Raw genomic sequence first — 21,782 nt, 5'->3', positions numbered from 1 at the left:
TCTAGGGGAGTGTCCGTTTTGCGCGGTCTACATTGGTGTCTGATTGCCCTCTGGCTGGTGGCCGGGGCAAGCTTGGCCGCAACGGCCGCTGAGGCACCTTCCTCGGTATTGGTACTCGGGCGGATCAGCGATGATCCTGCCACACATTACGACCAACTCAAGCCTTTGCTGGATTATGTGGTCCCGCGCATGCGCGAGGTCGGTATCCGGCGGGGCGAAATCCTGATGGCGCCGGATGCGCGGCAGATGTCCAGCTATTTGCGGCGTGGTCGGGTCGATTGGGTCAGCGAAACCACCGGAGCGGCGATGTTGCTTGAGCAACGCGGGAGTGCGCGGCCGCTGGTGATGAGCGAGCGTGGCGGTGTGCGCGAGGTCAACACCGTGTTCTTCGTCCGCCGCGACAGCCCGATTCAGTCGCTCAGGCAGCTGCGTGGGCACACCTTGGCGCTGCAGGACGCTTCGTCCACCACCGGCTATCTGATGCCAATGCTGGAACTGATGCGCAGCGGCATCTCCTGTGACGTGCTGCTGTCGCCGGACGACACCCGGGTGCTCGGCTCTGTGGGCTATCTGATGGTCGGTTCGACATTGAACATCGCCTCGCTCGTGCACAAGCGGATGATCGATGCCGGTGCTTTCAGCAATCTGGATTGGGACGACGAGCGTCATCTGCCGGCAGCGTTCAAGCGCGATTTCCGTATTGTGCACCGCAGTGCGTCGGTGCCGCGCGCGGTGGAGATGGTGCGCGAGGGCATGGATCCGGCGGTGGAGCGGCGCCTGCGCGCGGTGCTGTTGCAAGCCGCCTCCGATCCGAAGGCGGCCCCGGCGTTGAAACGCTTCTTCGACACCACCGCGTTCCACCCGTTGGATGACGCCAGTCGCCAGCGCCTGCAGGCGCTGAGCGCCGAGGTGCAACGTGTCAGGAGCCGAGTGGAATGACGCAGGTACGCTTCGGTTTGCAGGCACGCTTCCTGCTGGTCATGGCACTGACGTTGCTGCTGGTCGGTGCGATTCTGGCCTCGCTGCTGCAACGCCAGAGCACGATGCAGCGCGAAGTGCGCGGGCTGAGCGCGCAGATCCTGCACGAGCTGTTCGACCGCAGCCTGCGTAACCGCGGCGAAACCCTGGCAACCGAACTGGCGACTGGCCTGGCCAATCCGCTGTATTACGCCGATCTGGGCACCGTGGGCGCACTGGTGCGCAATGTCACGCGCCAGCAGGTAGTGAGCTATGTGCTGGTGTTCGATCGACACGGCCGTCTGGTGCACGACGGCAGCGTGAATCTGCAGCGCTACGGTCAAGCGATGACCGACCCGCTGGCGGCCAGGGCGGTGGCCGCGCAGGCCTTGCTGTTGCAGTCATCGTCCGAAGTGCTGGATGTGACGATGCCGATCAAGATCGGCGACCAGTACATCGGCGGCGTGCGGGTTGGCTTGTCGCGCGAACGCGCGCGCAAGCTGGAGTCCGGGGCGAATCTGATCCTGGTGGAAAACCTCAACGCGATCGGCAAGCGCGATCTGGGCTGGCTACTGGTGTTGCTGGCGGCGTTGGTCGCGCTGGGGGTGTTGCTGGCCATCTACGTGCAGCGCACGCTGGTGGCGCCGGTGCGTCTGCTGGCAGCGGCAGCGCGGCAGATCGAGCGCGGCGACTACACGGTGCAGCTGCCGCCGCATCCGCGCAACGACGAGATCGGCGAGTTGATGTCCGCATTCGGCCGCATGAGCGAGGCCATCGCCCGGCATGATCGGGAAGTGCGCCACATGGCCTACACCGACGCCTTGACCGGGCTGACCAACCGGCTCGGTTTTCGCGAAGGTCTGGATTGCCAGATCAACGCCGCGCGCAGTTCCGGCAGCAAGTTGGCGCTGCTGTTTGCCGATATCGACGACTTCAAGCGCGTCAACGACACCCTCGGCCATGAGGCCGGCGACGAAGCGCTGCTGCAGTTCGCCAGCCGCATCAGTCGCACGGTGGCGGTGTTGGGCGGCGACGACGCGATATTGGCGCGCTTCGGCGGCGACGAGTTCGTGATCCTGCTGCAGAGCGGCGATATCAGCCTGCTGGCTGCGCAACTGGCGGACCGGCTGGTGCACGAGTTGAGCGGCCCGTTGAATGTGCAGGGGCGCGAGGTGTTCCTGGGCACCTCGATCGGCATCACGCTGTTTCCCGACGACGCCAGTGATTCCACTGCGTTGTTGAAGAACGGCGACATCGCCATGTATCAGGCCAAGGTGGCCGGCAAGAACTGCTATCGCTTCTACAGCCGCGCGGCCGATCACGCGGTCGAGCGCCGCGTGCACATGGAGCACGAGTTACGCGGTGCCTGGGAGCGCGATGAGTTGCGGCTGGTCTACCAACCGATCTATCGCACCAGCGACCGCATGCTGGTCGGCGTGGAAGTGCTGCTGCGCTGGCAACATCCGGCGCTGGGCACGATTGCGCCCTCCACCTTTATCGACATCGCCGAGCAGAGCGGGCTGATCGAAGTGATCGGTCCCAAGGTGCTGCGCGCGGCCTGCCTGGAAGCGGCGCAATGGCCGGTGGTGGGCGAGGGCCTGTTCGTGTCGGTCAACGTCTCGCCGCGCCAGTTGCGCAGCGGCGCCCTGATCGACACCGTGGCCCGGTGTCTGGCCGAGTCCGGGCTGCCGGCCGCGCGTCTGCATCTGGAACTGACCGAAACGGCAGTGATCGGCGACGAGATGATGGCGGCAAGCCTGCTCGATCAGCTGCACCGCACCGGGGTGAAGGTGTGGCTGGACGACTTCGGTACCGGCTTCTCCGGCCTGAGCCATCTGCGCCAGGTGCCGGTGGACGGGGTCAAGATCGACAAGAGTTTCATTGCCGATCTGCAGCGCGACCCGGACGATCTGGCGTTGACCACCGCCATCATCAATATGGCCCACTCGTTGGGGATCACCGTGGTGGCCGAGGGGATCGAGCAGGAAGCGCAGTTCAACCTGCTGCGTGAGCGCGGCTGCGACCTCGGTCAGGGGTACTGGTTCAGCCGCCCGTTGAGTGCGGCCGATATGGTCAAGCTGATTGCGGCCGGCTGAGCGGCGGGATCGCGCAGCGTCATAGCAGCCGCTTGCCGGTATCGCCGGGGATTTCGCGCACCAGACGCGGTACCAGATACCCGGACAGACGCGTGGCCAGTTCGGCATGCAGCGCGCGCGCGCGGGCATCGTCCACGTCGAAATGCGCCACCCCGGCAACCCGGTCGAGCTGATGCAGGTAATACGGCAACACGCCGGCGGCGAAGCTGCGCTCGCTCAGCGCCGCCAGCGCATCGACGCTGTCGTTGACGCCGCGCAGCAGCACGGCCTGATTGAGCAGTTGCGCACCGGCCTCGCGCAGGTCGCGCATGGCGGTGTCCACGCCGGCATCGAACTCGTTGGCATGGTTGGCATGGATCACGAAGGCCACCGGCCAGGGCAGGGCGCCTAGCCACGCCAGCAGCGGCGCATCGACGCGTTCGGGCAGCACCACCGGAAGGCGGCTGTGGATGCGAAGGCGCTTGATGTGCCCGATGCCGGCGAGTGCATCGGTCAGTTCGGCCAGCTTGGGGGTGGCCAGCGATAGCGGGTCGCCGCCGGACAGCAGCACTTCGTCGATGCTGGGGTCTGCCGCGATCGCGGCGACTGCGGCGCGCCAGCCGTCGCGCGCGGCGGTTTCCTCGGCATAGGGAAAGTGGCGGCGGAAGCAGTAGCGGCAGTGCACCGCACAGCTGCCGGTGGCGATCAGCAGGGCGCGTCCGCGGTATTTCTGGATCACCCCCTCTGCAGTCTTGGCCGCGGCATCGCCGACCGCATCCAGGTCGAAGCCGGGCACCGGCCGCATCTCTTCGTCCAGCGGCAGCACCTGGCGCAGCAACGGGTCGTGCGGGTCGCCGCGCCGCATGCGCGCGACGAACGCGTGCGGCACCCGCAGCGGGAACTGGGCGGCGGCGGCATCGCTGATCCCGTCCGCCTGCGCGTCCAGGCCCAGCAGCGTCAGCAGCGTGCGCGCATCGCGCACGGCATCACGCCACTGCTGCTGCCAGCGCGGCGGCTGCAGGGCGGGGGGCGGCGATGGCTGTAAGGCGAGGGAGGCTGCGGGTATCATATGCGGTCACAAAACCAATGCCCGCCGGTTGCGGCGGGCGCCCCATTCTAATCCGACCCGCCACGGCCTGTGGCGGGTCGTGGTCTTATCGAGGAGCTGCACCATGGCCACTGTTGGCATGAACGACGTCAAGAACGGCATGAAGATCCTGGTCAACAACGAGCCGGCGGTCATCACCGAGACCGAATACGTCAAGCCGGGCAAGGGCCAGGCCTTCACCCGCATGAAGTACCGCTTCATCAAGTCCGGCCGCGTGGTCGAAATGACCATGAAGGCGACCGACGACGTGGAAGTGGCCGACGTGGTCGATACCGACATGCGTTACCTGTACAGCGATGGCGAGTACTGGCACTTCATGGACCCGGAAACCTTCGAGCAGGTGCAGACCGACAAGGCCGGCATGGGCGGCGCCGACAAGTGGCTCAAGGGCGAGGAAGACTGCATCGTGACGTTGTGGAACGGCGCGCCGATCTGGGTGCAGCCGCCGAATTTCGTCGAGCTCAAGATCACCGAGACCGACCCGGGCGTGCGCGGCGATACCTCCGGCGGCGGCGGCAAGCCGGCGACGCTGGAAACCGGTGCGGTGGTGCGCGTGCCGCTGTTCGTCAACCAGGATGAAATCATCAAGGTCGATACGCGTTCGGGCGAATACTCGGCGCGCGTCAAGTAAGCCGGATGCGCCCGGGACGCTGGCCTGGTCGAACGCTACGCAGTGCCGGTGTGGTGGTGGGGCTGTGGGCGGCGCTCGCAGCGTGCCCGGCCGTTGCGCAATCGGCTGCCGCAACCTGCGGTGCCGGTGACGTGGCCGCCGTTGCAGCCATTGCAACCTCCGGGGTCGTGGGCGGCGCTGCAGCTACGGTGCCGGTCGAGCGTGCGGTGGCCCAGACCTGCAAGCCGTGGCCGAACGATGCGGCGATCCGGCTGGCGGCAATCGCATTTGCTGGCGACGCCCAGACCGCGCCGGGCGAGCGCGACATTGAGTTGCGCGTGGCCATGCTCGATGCCGCCAGCGGCAAGGTGCTGGCGTTTTACGCGCAGGACATGGGTGAGGACGCCGCCTTCGAACTCGCGGCCGACAGCCTGCGTCTGGATACCGCGCGCTACGACCTGGCCAAGGGCGTGCGCGCGATCGGCGTGGTGGTGCATAGCGCCGCGCGCGGGCCCAGCTGCCCGGATTTTTACAGCAATCAGGCATTGACCTTGCTGGTGCGCGAAGGGCGCAGCTTGCGCCCGGTACTGCAACGCGATCTCTATGCGTGGCAACGCGTGAAAGGCGAGCCGTGCAATGTGGGGAAGGGCGATGTGATCACCGAAGTCGCCAATCTGAACCTGAGCATGGCGCCGCAGGGACATGCCGGCTATGCGGACATCGTGCTGACAGCCAACGTGTCTACCGTGGAAAGCGTAGCTGGCAGCGACACCGATACCGAACGGTCCCGTCGCGTGCGCCAGGTGCTGCGCTACAACGGCCAGCGCTATGTGCCTGTGGCCGGTGGCGATGCCAGCTGGCCGTTCGACAACTAACCTCTTATGGATCCGCTGATGACCAATGCCCCTCCCGAAGCGTGCGACCTGTTGATCGAAGCCGGTTACGTGGTGCCGATCGAACCGCATGCGGTGGTGCTGGAAAACCACGCGGTGGCGGTCAGCAACGGCGTCATCGTGGCGATCCTGCCGACTGCCGAAGCACGCGCACGGTTTGCGCCGAAGCAGACCGTCTCGCGGCCGGAAGCGGCGCTGATGCCGGGTCTGGTCAATGCGCATACGCATAACCCGATGACCCTGCTACGCGGCATTGCCGACGATCTGCCGCTGATGGTGTGGCTGCAGCAGCACATCTGGCCGGTGGAAGCGGCGGTGATCGGGCCGGAGTTCGTGGCCGACGGCACCACGCTCGCCATCGCCGAAATGCTGCGCGGCGGCACCACCTGCGTCAACGAAAACTACTTCTTCGCCGACGTGCAAGCGGCGGTCTACAAGCAGCACGGTTTCCGTGCGTTGGTCGGCGCGGTGATCATCGATTTCCCCACCGCCTGGGCATCGTCGGACGACGAATACTTTGCGCGGGCCGGCGAGCTGCACGACCAATGGCGCGACGACCCGTTGATCGGCACCGCATTCGCACCGCATGCGCCGTATACGGTGAATGACGCGAATTTCGAGCGCGTACGCATGCTTGCCGACCAGCTGGACCTGCCGGTGCATCTGCATACGCATGAAACCGCGCAGGAAGTGGCCGATTCGGTCAAGCAATATGGCCAGCGCCCGCTGGCGCGTCTGGATCGGTTGGGCCTGGTCAACGACCGCCTGATCGCCGTGCACATGACCCAGCTCACCGAGGCGGAAATCCATCTGTGCGCCGAACGCGGCGTCAGCGTGGTGCATTGCCCCGAGTCCAACCTCAAGCTGGCGTCGGGCTTCTGCCCGGCCTGCGCCTTGCAGCGTGCGGGCGTGAACCTGGCCATCGGCACCGACGGCTGCGCCAGCAACAACGATCTGGACATGTTCAGCGAAAACCGTACCGCCGCGATCCTGGCCAAGGCCGTGGCCAACGACGCCACCGCGCTGGATGCGGCCACCACGCTGCGCGCGGCCACGCTGGGCGGCGCGCGCGCATTGGGCTTCGGCGACAAGATCGGCTCGATCGAAATCGGCAAGCAGGCCGATCTGGTCTGCGTGGACCTGTCTGCGCTGGAGACCCAGCCGTTGCATCATGTGTTGTCGCAATTGATCTACGCCGCCGGCCGTCATCAGGTCACCGATGTGTGGATCGCCGGCAAACCCAAACTGGTGCAGCGCGAGCTGATCGACATGGATACCGCTGCCCTGGTCGCCAATGCGCGGCAATGGCGCGAACGCATCCGCACCGTCCGCGCCTGATCGCGCGTCATCGCATCACGGAGCCCCCGCATGAATCCGAATACGCAATCCACTTCCAGCAACTTCCATCAGAGCGAGCTGGACAAGTTCGCTGCACTGGCCAACCGCTGGTGGGATGCCGACGGCCCGCAAAAGCCGCTGCATGCGCTCAATCCGGTGCGTCTGGACTATGTGTCCGCGCGGCTGGATCTTGCCGGTGCGCGCGTGCTCGACGTCGGTTGCGGCGGCGGTTTGCTCAGCGAATCGATGGCGCGTCTGGGCGCGCAGGTCACCGCGATCGATCTGGCGCCGGAGCTGGTCAAGGTGGCGCGCCTGCATAGCCTGGAATCGGGCGTGCAGGTGGATTACCGCGTGCAGTCGGTGGAAGACCTGGCCGCCGAACAACCGGGCAGTTTCGATGCGGTGACCTGCATGGAAATGCTCGAGCACGTGCCGGACCCGACCGCGATCATCCGCGCTTGCGCAAGCCTGCTCAAGCCGGGCGGCAAGCTGTTCCTGTCCACGCTCAATCGCACTCCGGCTGCGTTCGCGCTGGCGGTGGTCGGCGCCGAATACATCGCGCGGCTGCTGCCCAAGGGCACGCATCACTACAAGGATTTCATCAAGCCGGCAGAGCTTGCGGCCTGGTTGCGTAGCGCCGAACTGCAGCTGCAAGACGTCAGCGGCATGCTGTACGAGCCGTGGCGCAATCGTGCGCGGTTGTCCTCGCGCACCGAGGTCAATTATCTGGCGTATGCGGTGAGGCCATGAAGGGCGAGGAGTTGGGAGTCGGGATTCGGGATTGGCAACATCCGTTGGCTGCGATCTCGATGTCTTCCGATTCCTGCCGCGCTGCTTGTCGTTGGTCGCTGTTGGTGGGTCCGTGAGTTTTCCGCGTGCGGTGTTGTTCGATCTGGACGGCACCTTGCTGGACAGCGCGCCGGATATGCTGGCCACGGTCAACGCAATGCTGGCCGCGCGCGCGCGCGCGCCGATTGCGCTGGAGCAGTTGCGGCCGGTGGTGTCGAAAGGGGCGCGTGCGATGGTCGGCGTGGCCTTTGCCGAGCTCGATGATGCTGCGCGCACCGCCTTGGTCCCCGAATTCCTGCGTCGCTACGAAGGCTTGATCGGGACCGAGTCGACGCTGTTCGACGGTGTCGAGGAACTGCTGTTGCGCCTGGAGCGCGCCGGCCGCGTGTGGGGCATCGTCACCAACAAGCCCGAATACCTGGGGCGGCTGATCCTGCCGCAACTGGGCTGGCAGCAGCGCTGCGCGGTGTTGATCGGCGGCGATACGCTGGCCGAGCGCAAGCCGCATCCGCTGCCGTTGCTGGCAGCTGCCGAGCGCATCGGCGTTGCGCCGGCCCAGTGCGTCTACGTCGGCGACGACGAGCGCGACATTCTTGCCGCGCGCGCGGCGGCGATGCCATCGGTGGCGGTGTTGTGGGGCTATCGCCTGCACGACGACGAGCCGTCGAGCTGGCAGGCCGACGTGCTGGTCGAACAGCCGCAGACGCTGTGGGATGCGGCGGCGTGGCCGCGCACCTGATCTTCTTTCTTTTTCTGGACCCGCCATGAGCCAATCCAGCGCCCTCGACAGTTTTCTCGACAAGTGGCGAACCCGCTGGCCGGAATGGTCGGTTGCCGAGCCTTTCATTTCCGAACCGCAGCGACACCTCACCGCAGCCTGGTTTGCGCTGCTGCAGGAGTGGGAAGACATCATGAACATCGCCGGCGACCCGTTGCCGGCCGATGCCAAGCTGGCCTGGTGGCAGCAGGAACTGCGCGATTGGTCACAGCAGCGCTCGCGCCATCCGCTGGGGCGCGTGCTCGAACCGGTGCGTGCGCCGTGGGCGCAACTGGCCGACACCTTGCCGGCAATGCAGGACGCCCGCGCGCAGCCGCAGTCGCTGCAGCAGGCGTTGGCGACATTGCGTGCCTTTGCCGAGGCCGTGCTCGCAGTCGAAGCGGTACTGTTTGCACGCAACCAGCCTGGCGATGCCACCGTGGTGGCAGTGCAATGGCTGGATGCACGGCAGCGTGTGGCCGGCGACAGCGCGGCCCCGGGCGGCATGACGACCGCTGCGTGGCGTACGCAATTGCTGCGTGCCTGGCCGCGCAAGCCGGCGTTGGCGCGGCCGCATCGGGTGTGGTCGCGACTGGCGCGGTTGCGCCTGCAGCGCGAACTCAGTGGCAAGTCGGCCTATCCGCCGCCAGTGCAACAGCTATGGCATAGCTGGCGTGCGGCCAGCGGCGCGGATTAAGAGCGGCTAACAAAACGACTTCGCGTCAGCCTACTGCAGGCCGGCTGATCTGCGGCCTGGCTGCAGGGCCCTTGCCCGTCCAGCGTCGCGGGACACGCTGCAAGTACGTCCTTGTAAGCGCTTACGCGGCATCCATGCCGCGTAAGGTCCCGCGACGCTGGGCGGGCAAGGGCCAGTCGAGATGGCCGGCATGCATGGGTTTAAACACAGCAACCAGCGGAGTCTCTGGTGCGGTGTCCTCGCCGCTTCCGGGACCGTGTGGCGGCATGGATGCCGCCACCGAGCCTCCAGGGATGGATTCACGGCGTGTCCCGCGAGCGGTGAGGGCACCGCGCATTCGACCCACTCAGTGTTTGATCTGGACTTCTGACTGCGTCGTCGTCTTCAGTCGGCACTACCGGCACCGGTATTGCTGTACTCATAAAAACGGTTTGGCGAATTGGCGCAGTTGCTGCTGCAATACGGACGGCTGACGGTGGATGCATTCCACGGTGCGGTCTTGCGGATATGGCTTCCGAGGGTCGAGTTGCGCACCGTCACCTGCCCATTGGGCGAGGTCCCGTTGACGTAGGCGCTCAGGCTGCCCACACCCTCATCCCAGGCACGTCCAAGATAGGTGGCGTTGTCGGGAGAACCGGACACGCCGACGAAGCTGCTGTTGATCGCCAGAAACCCGTAGCTGCTGGCGGGCCGTGTGCTGGGCGCGAAGATGTAGCCGCCACGGCTGCTGCCCAGACGCGCGCCGGTCGAGCGAATGGTGGCGCCGTCGAACACGCCGACGCCTGAGCCGAAGATGAAATCGACATCGCCCTCGATCGTGCTGCTTTTGAAATAGGCGCGGATCAGGCTGGTTGCGCTGATGGCACTGATCAGCAAGGTGTCCTGATTGCCGGTCAACAGGACGTCTTCGAAGCTGGCCTTGTCGCCGCGCACCGCCAGCGCTACGGCCGACTGGTTGTTATTGGCGTAGGTGCCTTCGACATAATTGTTGTCCACGCGCAGATGACGTGCCTGGAAGCCCGCTGCTTGGACGGTCAGCGTCGCGCTGTTGGAGGTGCCAACGGTGGTGGCGGATGCGTTGCTGGCACACGGGTGGCTTGCGGTGCCCGCCGGCTTTGGGGTGGGGTTGGCGTTGTTGAAGCGAATGATGGTGTCACCTGCATTGGTACCCAGGCCGAAGACCGTCAGCGGCGGAGCCTCGAGCGGGACGCAGACCAGCTCGGTATACGTGCCTGCCTTGATGCTGATGTAGCGACGCGTGCTGCCGCCTGCAGCCACGGCTGCATTGATCGCCGACTGCACGGTGCGATAGCGCGTGGAGCCATCGGCGGCGACCGCATAGTCTGCGCTGAGCAGGGCGACACCAGCGGTGGGATTCCAGTTGTCGGTTACCAATGCGTTGAGTGGTCCCGCCTTGGCCAATGCCTTGGTGATCGTATAAGTGCCTGCCTCGCTGCTGGTGAGCTGAGGCCGGGTGGCCGTGCCGGTCAATGCGACGGCATCGATGCTGACCAGGCTCAGCAGCGCAGCGGCGATGCAGGTCGTGCGGAGATACAGTGCGGACATGGGATGACGCTCTCTCTTGGAGTGGGTGCGTATCGTTGGATACGTGCTGGACACGGGAGGTAAGGCGATACAGACGGCATGCGACGACACGGCACGGCACGGCACAGGCAGCAATGCCGGCTGCGTTTGGGGTAAGGCGTTTGGATGATCGAGCAGGAATCGACGCGATGGTATTGCCGGGTTCGCCTGTTCTGATCAGCCAGGCCGGTGCAATGTTCGAGATCATCGGTGTCATCACGGTTTTCGCCAACTTTTCGTCGTGTACGCGGGTTGCGTGCTGCGATGCCACATGCTTTTGCAGCATTGGCAATCGCACTGCGTGTTGCGGGCGTGTGCAGATAACGGTGCGCATCGTCACGTGTCGTGGCCGGCCTGGCTTCCACACTTGGGTTACCCGCGTAGACCTACGCATGGCAGGAATCGAAATGGCAGACCCCAAAGAGCTGCAGGACAAATTCTGGAAGGCGCTCAAATCCGATCGCACCGTGATGCTGGGACTGGATGGTGTGGAGGATGGTCATGCGCGCCCGATGACCGCGCAGATTGAAGGCGACAGCGGCGGGCCGATCTGGTTTTTCACCTCCAAGGACAATGCGCTGATTGCGATGCTGGGGCAGGGCCGTCGCGTCATTGGCGCCTTCAGCAGCAAGGGCCACGATCTGTTCGCCAGCATCAGCGGTTCATTGCGCGAGGACACTGACCCGGCAGTGGTCGAGCGCTTGTGGAATCCGCATGTCGCTGCCTGGTACGAAGGCGGCAAGGACGATCCCAAGTTGGCGCTGCTGCGTCTGGACGCCGATCACGCACAGATCTGGCTCAATGGGTCGAGCCTGTTGGCCGGTATCAAGGTGCTGTTCGGTGTGGATCCGAAGAAGGATTATCAAGACAAAGTGGCCGACGTTCCGCTGCGATAAACCGGCATGTGGTGAGCGAGCTCACCGGCGCGTATTGCGTGCTGGCGGCCGCGGTTGGCTTTGGGATGCGGCGAGTCGGTCGCTGGATGGCTCGCTGCCCTGGCATCAGCTTGCAACCCGGGATCAGTGGATTTCCAGCGGGTGATGCACGCAGCGATGTGCGCGCCTGAGGCGCTGATGTGTGGCGCGCTTGTCAGCTGGTGTGCAGTGCCGCGTACTCTGATACACCGACGGTTTTGTCGAGGAGAGCAAGACATGCAACGGATCGAAATCGGTCAAATGGTGTTCCTGCGCGACGGCGAAGTGGGCGTGGGCGCAATCCGTGATATTCGCAACGATGGCGCCGAGCTCGTCATCAATATCGAAAACGGAGGTGATTTCATCCTGCCGGCTTCGGTCGTGCGTGATGTGCACTTGTGCAAGGTGATGCTGGATGTCGATACATTGCCTGAAGCCGTACGCGATGCGTTGCGCCATCCGCACGACAACGAGTTGCGTACCAGCACGTATGCGGCCAGTAATCCCCGGGACGGGGCGCTCAGCTGATCTTGGCCGATAACATGCCGTGCGCGACCGGCAAGCGGATCTGAACCGCCCGCGCAGCGTGCGCGCGCATTGGGTCAGGGATGCGCGGGCATGCATCTGCCCGCTGCGCAGTGATTCTGCCGCGATGTTCCTACTATCAAACGCGATCAGTGCGGGGTAGGTCTAGGTAACGCGGGCTGCGTTTCTGCATGCATCTGTTAGTCGACACCGCCATGCGGCAGGGTGACCTTTGGGGCGTGTTGCTTGGTTGCCGATCTTCTACTGTGCAATTCAACACAGTGGGGTGCGGTATGAGATTCGCCAAGCTGATCGTTGCGTTATCGATGTGTGTCGCGGGCAACGCCTTCGGAGCAGTTGCGCAACAGGACGAAGATCAGGTTCGCTCTGCCGATGCGGCTTTCTGGAACGCCTATAACGCCTGCGATATGAAGGCCATTGCCGAGGCGTTCACTGCAGACGTCGAGTTCTATCACGACAAGACTGGCCTGACGACCCCGCGCGAAGCGGTCGTGGCGTCGTTGAAAAACGGTCCCTGCGGTGACGCCGCATTACATCTTCGACGCGAGGCGCTAGGCGAAACGTTTGTGTTTCATCCGCTTCAGGGCGGCTACGCCATCTTGTCGGGCCGCCACCGCTTTTATGTGCGCGAGCGCAATGCGGCCGAGCGCCTGGATGGGCAGGCCGACTTCACCACCGTGTGGAAGTTCGCGGATGGGCGCTGGCGCATGCATCGCGTCTTCAGTTATGCGCATGGGCCTGCGTCCTATACGCCGCCAACCCAGGTGATCACACTCCCCGCCGCCACGCTTGCGCGTTACGCAGGCCGCTATCGTGCGCCTCGCGTCGGCATGATACTGATCGCGGTGGACGGCGACCATCTGGTGCTTACCGCAGGCAGTTTCGTGGCCACGCTTCGGCCGCAATCGGTCAGGCGCTTTTTTGCCTTGGAGCGCGATCTCCAGTTCGATTTTGAAGGTGGCGATCACGCTGCGCCTGGATCGCTGGCGGTGTATGAGAATGGCGTGCTCAGTGAACGCGCGTCGCGCCAAGATTAGGTAAATGGATGCTGGTGGCCACCGTGTGCCGTGCATTCGTGCGTTCGATTCGCTCGGCCAGGATGCGATGCGCAGCGTGGTCACGGTCTGTGACGGCAACGCGAGGTGTCCTTTGACGCGCACGGTGTGGATCCAGCTGCGATTGGGCCGCGGATCCCGGGCCTCGTCTCAGATGGCGCTGAATGCCTTCGCGGCAAGGCAGCAGGTGCGAGCAGTGGCTCTACCTATCGGGCAGCAAAAAGTTGCGAGGCGCAGCATTAGGCGGGCCCGCCGACGGCAGTGCCGGTTGCTCCGCTTCGTCCTTGAGTTGTACGCCGGACAACTTGCGGCGAAACGATTCACGCAGCAGGTAAGCCAGCGTGTGAGTTGCCTCTGCGTAACTCAGCCCCTCGGTGCGGATATTGGAAATGCAGTTACGCGCAACGTCGGTCAGGCCGACGCGCGGGGTGTATGTCAGATACAGACCCAGGCTATCGGGCGAGCTCAGGCCGGGGCGCTCGCCGATCAGGACAATCACCATTTTGGCCCCGAGCAGTTCGCCGACTTCGTCTCCGATGGCGACGCGGCCTTGCGCGATCAATACCACCGGCGCCAACGACCAGTGTTCGTGCGCGGCCAGGGCATCGATATGCTCCAGCATCTGCGTTGCATGCCGATGCACGGCCAATGCAGAAAGCCCGTCGGCGACCACGACTGCCACGTCATGCCCGCCGCCATGTACGGCGGTCAACCCGCGCAAATGAGCGGCAGCGTCTTCGCTCAGGCGTCGGCCCAGATCCGGACGTTGCAGATAGGTATGCCGATCCACCGCCGCGCTGTGCAACACGATGCTTTCCCGCCCGCGTTGTTGCAGTGCTGCCTGCAGCGGCTGCGGATCGAAGGCCAGATGTACCGCATCGCGTGCCTGCGCATGCGCAAGCTGGAAATCCAGATGCGCGCCTGTCGGCAGGCTGGTGCCGACGCGCCCCAGCGCGATACGCGCCGGCGTGAGCTGGCGCAGTTGTGCCCAGGCATCGCGTGGCGGTGTCGTCGGGCTGCTCATGGCGCGCTGCCGGTGTTCAACTGCTCCAGCGCACGCCGGAACGGTGCCGGAAGCTCGTTGCCGAGTTCGAAGCGGCCGTCGCGCAGGCGCAGGATGCCTTGTTGTTCCAGCCAATGCTCGAACTCGGGCGCAGCGCGCAGGCCCAACGCCTGGCGCGCATACAGCGCATCGTGGAACGAGGTGGTCTGGTAATTGAGCATCACATCGTCGGAGCCGGGAATGCCCATGATGAAGTTGATGCCGGCGGTGCCGAGCAGGGTCAGCAGCACGTCCATGTCGTCCTGGTCGGCCTCGGCATGGTTGGTGTAGCAGATGTCGCAACCCATCGGAACGCCGAGCAGCTTGCCGCAGAAATGATCCTCCAGCCCGGCACGGATGATCTGCTTGCCGTCGTAGAGATATTCCGGGCCGATAAAGCCCACCACCGTGTTCACCAGCAGCGGCTTGAACTGCCGCGCCACGGCATAGGCGCGCACTTCGCAGGTCTGCTGATCCACGCCATGGTGCGCATTGGCCGACAACGCGCTGCCCTGGCCGGTCTCGAAATACATTACGTTGTCGCCGACGCTGCCACGCCGCAACGCCACCCCGGCGTCATGGCCTTCCTGCAAGAGCGCCAGATTGATGCCGAAGCTGGCATTGGCTGCTTCGGTGCCGGCGATGGACTGGAACACCAGATCCACCGGCACGCCGCGGTTGATCGCTTCGATGGTGGTGGTGATGTGTGCCAGCACGCAGGACTGCGTGGGGATCTGGTAGCCGGTGATCACCGCATCCAGCATGCGCAGCAACGCGGTGGTGGCGGCCAGGCTGTCGCTGGCCGGGTTGATGCCGATCACCGCATCGCCGTTGCCGTACAACAAGCCGTCTAGCACGCTGGCGGCGATGCCGGTGGCATCGTCGGTGGGGTGGTTGGGCTGCAGGCGCGTGGACAGACGTCCACGCAAGCCCAGCGTATTGCGAAAGCGCGTGACCACGCGGGTCTTCTGCGCGACCAGGACCAGGTCCTGTACGCGCATCAACTTCGAGACTGCCGCCACCATCTCGGGCGTCAGTCCGGGCGCCAGCGCCGCCAGCGTTGTTTCATCGGCCTGCGCACTCAACAGCCAGTCGCGAAAGCCGCCGACGGTGAGATGCGCGACGGCGGCGAATGCGGCCGCATCGTGCTGGTCGACAATCAGGCGGGTGACTTCGTCCGATTCGTACGGCACTACCGCTTCATCCAGGAAATGACGCAGCGGCAGGTCGGCCAGCGCCATCTGCGCCGCCACCCGCTGCAAACCGGAGTCGGCGCCGAGTCCGGCCAGTTGATCGCCCGAGCGTGCTGGAGTGGCCTTGGCCAGCAACTGCTTGAGATCGGCGAACTGGAAGCGTTCGCCGCCGGCAGTGAACGCAAACCCGCTCATCTGACGCTGGCCGTGTAGCCGCCCTGGCCACGCAGACTCAGCACGCAACACAGCGCGCCGACGCCCAGCAGCCCCAGGAAGATCAACGCCACGATCGGGTTGAACCAGACCATCGCCACCAGACACACCAGCGCCAGCAGCAGCGCGATTGCCGGCACCACCGGATAACCCGGTGCGCGAAAACTGCGTTCAAGTCCGGGCTCGGCGCGGCGCAACTTGAACAGGCTGAGCATGCTCATCACATACATCACGATCGCACCGAACACCGACATGGTGATCATCGCCGCGGTCAGCGACATGCCCTGGATCTTGACCACGCTGTCGCTGCAGATCGCCGCGATGCCGATCGCGCCACCGGCAAGAATCGCGCGATGCGGCGTGCGAAAGCGCGACAGCCTGGCCAGGCCGTGCGGCAGGAAACCGGCACGCGCCAATGCAAAGAACTGGCGCGAATAGCCCAGGATGATGCCGTGGAAACTGGCCACCAGGCCGAACAGGCCGATCCATACCAGCATGTGCAGCCAGGTCGAACTGTTGCCGACCACCGCCTTCATCGCCTGCGGCAACGGGTCGTTGATGTTGGAGAGCTGACGCCAGTCGCCGACCCCGCCGGCAAACACCATGACTCCCAATGCCAGCACCACCAGGGTGAGGATGCCGGCGATGTAGGCGCGCGGAATCGTGCGCTTGGGGTCCTTGGCTTCTTCGGCCGCCATTGCCGCGCCCTCGATCGCCAGAAAGAACCAGATCGCAAACGGAATCGCGGCAAAAATGCCGGAAATCGCAGCCGGGCCGAATACATCGCTGCCGGCCCAGCCATTGGCGGCGAAGCGCGCCACGCTGAAACCCGGCGCCACCACGCCCATGAAGACCAGCAGCTCGATCACCGCCAGCAAGGTCACGATCAACTCGAAGGTGGCAGCGATCGCTACGCCGACGATGTTCAGGCTCATAAAAATGACATACGCCCCGATTGCGGCGATGCGCGGGTCCAGGGTCGGGAATTGCACGTTGAGATAGGCGCCGATCGCCATCGCAATGGCCGGTGGCGCGAACACGAACTCGATCAGCGTGGCCAGGCCCGCCAGCATGCCGCCGTAAGTGCCGAACGCGCGCAGGCTGTAGGCGAACGGCCCACCCGCGTTGGGGATGGCGGTGGTCAGTTCGGTGAAGCTGAAGATGAAGCAGGTGTACATCACCGCGACCAACACGGTGGTCACCAGAAAGCCCAGCGTGCCGGCGGTGCCCCAACCGTAGCTCCAGCCGAAATACTCGCCGGAAATCACCAGGCCTACGGCGATCCCCCACAGCTGCCAGGTGCCCAGGGTGGGTTTGAGTTGCTCGTTGCGCATGTCGCACATCTCCTGCGGTCGGGGGAGGGGAGATGAAGCACGTCCGACGCCGCAGCGCTGGACAGACCGTCTGTGGCTGATCGTGCGCGAATGCAGGGCAACCGCCGACGGCCGTTCCGGTTATACCGCAAACCTTTGCGGCGAACACAAGCGCGACGGGTGGGCCGAACAGAACCGGCGCGCCGCGCTACCCTGACTGCACGGCGGCCCTGGCGAAACCCAGCACGCTCTACTGTTTGCGCTCAAGCACCAACAGTGGGTCGATGCGCATGTCGAACCGCGCCGCAGTGAAGATGGGCAACCGGAGTGTCCCCCGCGCCGCCGCGCGCCGGCCCGATCGATCCCCCGCGCTCTATTGTTTGCGCTCAAGCACCAACAGCGGATCGATGCGCACGTCGAACCGCGCCGCAGTGAAGATGGGCAACCGGAGTGTTCCCGCGCCGCCGCGCGCCGGCCCGATCGATCCCCCGTGCTCTATTGTTTGCGCCCAAGCACCAACAGCGGATCGATGCGCACGTCGAACCGCGCCGCAGTGAAGATGGGCAACCGGAGTGTTCCCGCGCCGCCGCGCGCCGGCCCCGATCGATCCCTCGTGCTCTATTGTTTGCGCTCAAGCACCAACAGTGGGTCGATGCGCACGTCGAACCGCGCCGCAGTGAAGATGGGCAACCGGAGTGTTCCCGCACCGCCGCGCGCCGGCCCGATCGATCCCCCGCGCTCTATTGTTTGCGCTCAAGCACCAACAGTGGGTCGATGCGCACGTCGAACCAATTCATCCCCCAATGCAGATGCGGCCCAGTCGCGCGCCCGGTGGCACCCACCGCCGCAATTACCTGGCCTTGCTCCACCCGGTCGCCTACCTTCACATCGATGCGTGACAGGTGCAGGAAATTCGAGCTCACCCCGAAGCCATGATCCAGCAGCACGGTGCCGCCGGTCAGATACAGGTCCGGTGCGGCGAAGGTCACCACGCCGGCCGCCGGTGCCTTGACCGGCGTGCCGGTGGGCACGGCGATGTCCATGCCCGAATGGCCGGCGCCGGGCTGGCCGTTGTAGACGCGCGCATTGCCGAAACGTCCGCTGATGCGGCCCTGCACCGGCCAGATGAAGGGCTGCGCAAAATCGGTGCGCGCATCGTCGCGGTCGCGCGCGGCGGTGACCTGCGCCTGTTCGCGCTTGATCCGCTCGGCGATCGCCGCAGGCGGATTGACTGTCTTGGGAGGCACGCCATTGACGCGTTCCACCGGCCAATCGCGTGGCGTCACCGCGATGCTGACGGTCTGTTTGCTGCCATCGGGCCGGATGATCTGCACCTGCAACGGGCCGGTGGCATCGCGGCCGATGCCGAACACCACGCTGCCATAACCGCTCACGCGCAACGTGCGGCCGGCGTACTGCACCTGGCTGCCGGCCGGTACCTTACCGATCACCAATGCGCCTTGCGAGGCGCTTTGCGGAAACACCACCTCTGCAGTGGCCGCAGATTGCGCAGCGGCACTGCCGACAGCGACAGCGAACGCGAGCGGCGCCAGCGCAAGCCAGGCGCCAAACAGGGCTGCACGCATCAGCGGTCGAAGGTCAGGCGCTGACCGGCGGCACTGCCGAGCAACTGTTCGCCATCCCATACCTGCTGGCCGTTGACCCAGGTCGCGGCGATGCGCGAGCGGAACGTGGTGCCTTCGAACGGCGACCAGCCGCACTTGGACAGCACCTGCTCGCGCTTCACGGTGAACGGGGTGTTGTCGATCATCACCAGGTCGGCGAAATAGCCTTCGCGCAGGAAGCCGCGTTCTTCCACATCGAACAACTGCGCCGGCGCATGCGCGAACTTCTGCACGATGCGGGTGATCGGCAGCTTGCCTTCGTGCACCAGCTCCAGCGCAGCGACCAGCGCGTACTGCACCAGCGGCAGGCCCGATGGCGCCTGCGCGTAGGGCTTTTGTTTTTCTTCCCAGGTATGCGGGGCGTGGTCGGTGGCGAGCACGTCGATGACGTCTTCGGCCAGCGCCTCGATCAGCGCCAGGCGGTCGTCGGCGTCCTTGATCGCAGGGTTGCATTTGATGAGGTTGCCCAGCCGCGCGTAATCGCTGCGGTCGAAGCGCAAGAAGTGGATGCAGGTCTCGGCCGTGATGCGCTTGCGCACCTTGCCATCGGCATCGACCAACGGGCCGGCTTCGAACAACGCCAACTCGTTGGCGGTGGAGATGTGCAGCACATGCAGGCGGGTGTTGTGCTTGCGCGCCAGCGACACCGCCAGCTGCGAGGACTTCAGGCACGCCTCGCGCGAACGGATGTCCGGATGCATCTCCGGGGTCAACGCGTCGCCGTATTTTTCCTTGTACTGCGCCAGCGTCGCATCGATGGTCGGGGTGTCTTCGCAGTGGGTGATGATCGGCGTGGGCGCATCGCGGAAGATCGCGTCCAGCGTCTCGGGGTTGTCGACCAGCATGTTGCCGGTGGAGGCGCCCATGAACACCTTGATGCCCGGTGCGGTCTTCGGATCCAGCGTCTGGATCGCGGCCAGGTTGTCGTTGCTGGCGCCCATATAGAAGCCATAGTTGGCCCAGGCGCGCCCGGCCGCAGCGTCGTATTTGGACTGCAGCGCGGCTGCATCCAGGGTCGGCGGATTGGTGTTGGGCATGTCCATGAAGCTGGTCAGGCCGCCGGCTACCGCAGCGCCGGATTCGGTGGCGATATCGCCCTTGTGGGTCAGGCCCGGCTCGCGGAAGTGCACCTGGTCGTCGATCATGCCCGGCAGCACCCAGCGCCCGGCCGCGTCCACCACCGTATCACCGGCGCCGGGAGCGATCTTGTCGGCAATCTTGGCGATGCGGCCACCTTCGATCAGGAGATCGGCATCGAATTCCTTGCCTTCGTTGACCAGGCGGGCGTTGACGATGAGGGTTCGGCTCATGGATGAGGTCCTTTGCAACTGCAGGAAGTGGAAGAGGGGGACGACGCGGATGGGGGTGCGTCGGGGACGGGGTCGAACCCGCCCGGATGAAACGGATGGCAACGGCCGAGCCGACGCGCGGCCAGCCAGCAGCCGCGAAGCGGACCGAAGCGGCCGATGGCGGTCATCGCGTACTCCGAGCAACTGGGCGCAAAACGGCAGCGCGGCCCGAGCAGCGGGCTGATGAACAGCTTGTAGAAGCGCAGCAGCGCGATGAGCAGGCGTCCGATCACTTGCCAATGATATGCCACTTAGATTAATAGGTGGTTGCCGGGGTCCGTGGGGTAAGCTATAAAGGCCCGCTTTCCCGGGCCCCGGGGGAACCAAGGATGAGCGTTTCGTGGCTGCTAAAAAACCTGCAAAAAAGGCCGTAGAGGCCGCCAAGAAGTCCGCCAAACCCGTTGCGAAAAAGGCAGCGGCGCCTGCTGCTGCAAAACCGGCCGCCAAGAAGGCAACGCCGGCCGTCAAGCAACCCGCTGCCAAGAAGGCACCTGCGACCAAGACCGCTGCCAAGCCGGCGCCGGCCTCCAAGGCTGCAACCCCCAAGTCGGTGAAACCCGTCGCCAAGAGTGCTGCCAAGCCGGCGGCGAACAAGGCAGCTCTGGCTGCCGCCAAACCGGCAACCAAGCCGGCGGCGCCCAAGTCCGTACCGAAGCCGGCCGCCAAGCCGGCTCCGGCCAAGTCAGTCCCGGTCAAGGCTGAAAAGCCCGCGCCCGCACCGGCCCCCAAGGCCGTCCCTGCGAAGCCGGCAAAGCCTGCGACCCCGTCACTTAAGAATCCCGTGCCCGTTTCGAAATCTTCAGCAAAAACGCCAACCAAAACCGAATCCCCCGCCAAGCCCGCCGCGACCCGTCCGGTCGGCAAGGTGGCCGTGGCCGTGACCTCCAAGCCGTCCAGCCCGACCCCCAAGACCAAGTACAAGGTGGTCGAGTACAAGACCGATGAAGCAACCGGTCGTCCGATCCTGCCGCAGGGCTACAAGCCTGCAGCCGATGAGGAGTACATGAGCAAGCTGCAGCAGGAGTACTTCCGTCAGCGTCTGCAGAGCTGGCGCAACGACCTGGTCGAAGAATCCAAGCAGACCATCGAAAACCTGCGCGAAGAAGTGCGCGATATCGGCGATGAAGCCGAGCGTGCCACGCGTGAAACCGAGAACTCGCTGGAACTGCGCACCCGCGACCGTCACCGCAAGCTGATCGGCAAGATCGACAGCACCCTCAAGCGTCTGGAAGACGGCGACTACGGCTATTGCGTGGACACCGGCGAAGAGATCGGCATCGACCGCCTGGATGCGCGTCTGACCGCCGAACGCACCATCGACGCCCAGGAGCGTTGGGAGCACCTGCAGAAGCAGCAGGGCGACTGATCGTTCAACGCAGGTCGAATCGTAAGCAGTCGATTGAAAAAACCCCGCCATGTGCGGGGTTTTTTGTGCGTGTCGCGGACGTGGACGAGGCGTTTATGCATACACTTGGTGCGTGTCGTGTGGTCAGGCAGGCGCAGCTAAGCGATGCGCGATCAGACCTGCGCAAGTCAGCTGCGATGTTCGGTGCGACGCGTGTGGAACGCGATGCAATCCCACAAAGGCGCTCGTACCTCAGGCACTTGACCCATCAGCTGTGCGCGTCGGGCAGTCGCCCTGACGCGCGGGCAGCGTCGAGTTCGCATTGAGGCCAGCACTCGAAGCGGGACCAGGTTCCGGTTGCGTTCGCAAGCGGCAGGTT

The 21,782-nt window shown here is 64.9% G+C and carries 20 protein-coding genes; 12 read left to right on the top strand and 8 right to left on the bottom strand.

The window, feature by feature from the left end; translation table 11 throughout:
- The first annotated feature begins 9 nt into the window (after positions 1–9).
- On the top strand, positions 10–939 hold the full coding sequence (locus GGR61_RS05085; protein WP_184620658.1) for a phosphate/phosphite/phosphonate ABC transporter substrate-binding protein: 930 nt from the start codon (positions 10–12) through the stop codon (positions 937–939).
- Positions 936–3,053, top strand: a complete 2,118-nt coding sequence (locus GGR61_RS05080) for a GGDEF domain-containing phosphodiesterase (RefSeq protein WP_184408071.1) — start codon at positions 936–938, stop codon at positions 3,051–3,053. The genes GGR61_RS05085 and GGR61_RS05080 overlap by 4 nt, the downstream gene beginning before the upstream one ends.
- 19 nt (positions 3,054–3,072) lie before the next feature.
- Here the strand turns inward: GGR61_RS05080 and epmB are convergent, their stop codons facing one another.
- Positions 3,073–4,101 carry an EF-P beta-lysylation protein EpmB gene (epmB, locus tag GGR61_RS05075; RefSeq protein ID WP_184620657.1) on the bottom strand — a complete coding sequence of 343 codons (1,029 nt, stop codon included), beginning with the start codon at positions 4,099–4,101 and terminating at the stop codon, positions 3,073–3,075.
- A 103-nt stretch (positions 4,102–4,204) separates the two neighbouring features.
- On the opposite strand from epmB, the gene efp reads away from it, so the two are divergent.
- The 6 genes from efp to GGR61_RS05045 all read left to right on the top strand — a co-directional run bounded on the left by efp (position 4,205) and on the right by GGR61_RS05045 (position 9,224).
- Entirely contained in the window at positions 4,205–4,771 is a 567-nt protein-coding gene (efp, locus tag GGR61_RS05070; RefSeq protein WP_002802373.1) for an elongation factor P, read from the top strand.
- Positions 4,772–4,821: 50 nt separating this feature from the next.
- Positions 4,822–5,625, top strand: a complete 804-nt coding sequence (locus GGR61_RS05065; RefSeq protein WP_184620740.1) for a hypothetical protein — start codon at positions 4,822–4,824, stop codon at positions 5,623–5,625.
- 18 nt (positions 5,626–5,643) lie between these two features.
- Positions 5,644–6,981 (top strand): TRZ/ATZ family hydrolase, encoded by a 1,338-nt coding sequence (locus GGR61_RS05060; RefSeq protein WP_184620656.1) that lies wholly within the window; start codon positions 5,644–5,646, stop codon positions 6,979–6,981.
- Between the two features lie 30 nt (positions 6,982–7,011).
- Entirely contained in the window at positions 7,012–7,731 is a 720-nt protein-coding gene (gene ubiG / locus GGR61_RS05055; protein WP_184408074.1) for a bifunctional 2-polyprenyl-6-hydroxyphenol methylase/3-demethylubiquinol 3-O-methyltransferase UbiG, read from the top strand.
- Between the two features lie 85 nt (positions 7,732–7,816).
- A complete protein-coding gene (locus GGR61_RS05050; RefSeq protein ID WP_221237293.1) occupies positions 7,817–8,509 on the top strand; it encodes a phosphoglycolate phosphatase in 693 nt (230 codons plus the stop codon).
- A gap of 25 nt (positions 8,510–8,534) precedes the next feature.
- Positions 8,535–9,224: a phytoene/squalene synthase family protein gene (locus GGR61_RS05045; RefSeq protein ID WP_184408076.1), complete on the top strand. Its 690-nt coding sequence runs from the start codon at positions 8,535–8,537 to the stop codon at positions 9,222–9,224.
- A gap of 384 nt (positions 9,225–9,608) precedes the next feature.
- On the opposite strand, the gene GGR61_RS05040 is transcribed toward GGR61_RS05045, so the two are convergent.
- Positions 9,609–10,748, bottom strand: coding sequence for a putative acyl-CoA thioester hydrolase (locus GGR61_RS05040; protein ID WP_260286959.1), 1,140 nt, complete (start codon positions 10,746–10,748; stop codon positions 9,609–9,611).
- Positions 10,749–11,200: 452 nt separating this feature from the next.
- Here GGR61_RS05040 and GGR61_RS05035 point away from each other — a divergent pair, with 452 nt between their 5' ends.
- The 3 genes from GGR61_RS05035 (at position 11,201) to GGR61_RS05025 (ending at position 13,305) form a co-directional block, all read left to right on the top strand.
- Complete coding sequence (locus GGR61_RS05035) at positions 11,201–11,704, top strand: pyridoxamine 5'-phosphate oxidase family protein (RefSeq protein ID WP_184620739.1); 504 nt, start codon at positions 11,201–11,203, stop codon at positions 11,702–11,704.
- Positions 11,705–11,959: 255 nt separating this feature from the next.
- Positions 11,960–12,250 (top strand): hypothetical protein, encoded by a 291-nt coding sequence (locus GGR61_RS05030; RefSeq protein ID WP_184620653.1) that lies wholly within the window; start codon positions 11,960–11,962, stop codon positions 12,248–12,250.
- 290 nt (positions 12,251–12,540) lie between these two features.
- Positions 12,541–13,305, top strand: coding sequence for a DUF4440 domain-containing protein (locus GGR61_RS05025; RefSeq protein ID WP_184620652.1), 765 nt, complete (start codon positions 12,541–12,543; stop codon positions 13,303–13,305).
- A 220-nt stretch (positions 13,306–13,525) separates the two neighbouring features.
- On the opposite strand, the gene eutC is transcribed toward GGR61_RS05025, so the two are convergent.
- The 6 genes from eutC to yidD form a co-directional block, all read right to left on the bottom strand.
- The gene (gene eutC / locus GGR61_RS05020; protein ID WP_184620651.1) at positions 13,526–14,347 is read right to left on the bottom strand and encodes an ethanolamine ammonia-lyase subunit EutC; all 822 of its coding nucleotides are present in this window, start codon (positions 14,345–14,347) and stop codon (positions 13,526–13,528) included.
- The gene (locus GGR61_RS05015) at positions 14,344–15,753 is read right to left on the bottom strand and encodes an ethanolamine ammonia-lyase subunit EutB (protein WP_184620650.1); all 1,410 of its coding nucleotides are present in this window, start codon (positions 15,751–15,753) and stop codon (positions 14,344–14,346) included. Before GGR61_RS05015 ends, eutC begins: the two co-directional genes overlap by 4 nt.
- Positions 15,750–17,114, bottom strand: coding sequence for an ethanolamine permease (gene eat, locus GGR61_RS05010; protein ID WP_184620649.1), 1,365 nt, complete (start codon positions 17,112–17,114; stop codon positions 15,750–15,752). The genes GGR61_RS05015 and eat overlap by 4 nt, the downstream gene beginning before the upstream one ends.
- Before the next feature lie 710 nt (positions 17,115–17,824).
- Positions 17,825–18,670, bottom strand: coding sequence for a M23 family metallopeptidase (locus GGR61_RS05005; protein ID WP_184620648.1), 846 nt, complete (start codon positions 18,668–18,670; stop codon positions 17,825–17,827).
- Positions 18,670–20,019, bottom strand: coding sequence for a dihydroorotase (locus GGR61_RS05000; protein WP_184408083.1), 1,350 nt, complete (start codon positions 20,017–20,019; stop codon positions 18,670–18,672). The genes GGR61_RS05005 and GGR61_RS05000 overlap by 1 nt, the downstream gene beginning before the upstream one ends.
- Complete coding sequence (gene yidD, locus GGR61_RS04995; RefSeq protein ID WP_184408084.1) at positions 20,016–20,309, bottom strand: membrane protein insertion efficiency factor YidD; 294 nt, start codon at positions 20,307–20,309, stop codon at positions 20,016–20,018. The genes GGR61_RS05000 and yidD overlap by 4 nt, the downstream gene beginning before the upstream one ends.
- Positions 20,310–20,398: 89 nt before the next feature.
- On the opposite strand from yidD, the gene dksA reads away from it, so the two are divergent.
- The gene (dksA, locus tag GGR61_RS21320) at positions 20,399–21,424 is read left to right on the top strand and encodes an RNA polymerase-binding protein DksA (RefSeq protein WP_184620647.1); all 1,026 of its coding nucleotides are present in this window, start codon (positions 20,399–20,401) and stop codon (positions 21,422–21,424) included.
- Positions 21,425–21,782: the final 358 nt, after the last annotated feature.

It is taken from the genome of Xanthomonas sp. 3058 (assembly GCF_014199765.1).
GTDB lineage: Bacteria > Pseudomonadota > Gammaproteobacteria > Xanthomonadales > Xanthomonadaceae > Xanthomonas > Xanthomonas campestris_B.
Note: the sequence above shows the minus strand (reverse complement) of the source record. Positions and strands in the feature narration are given on the sequence as shown.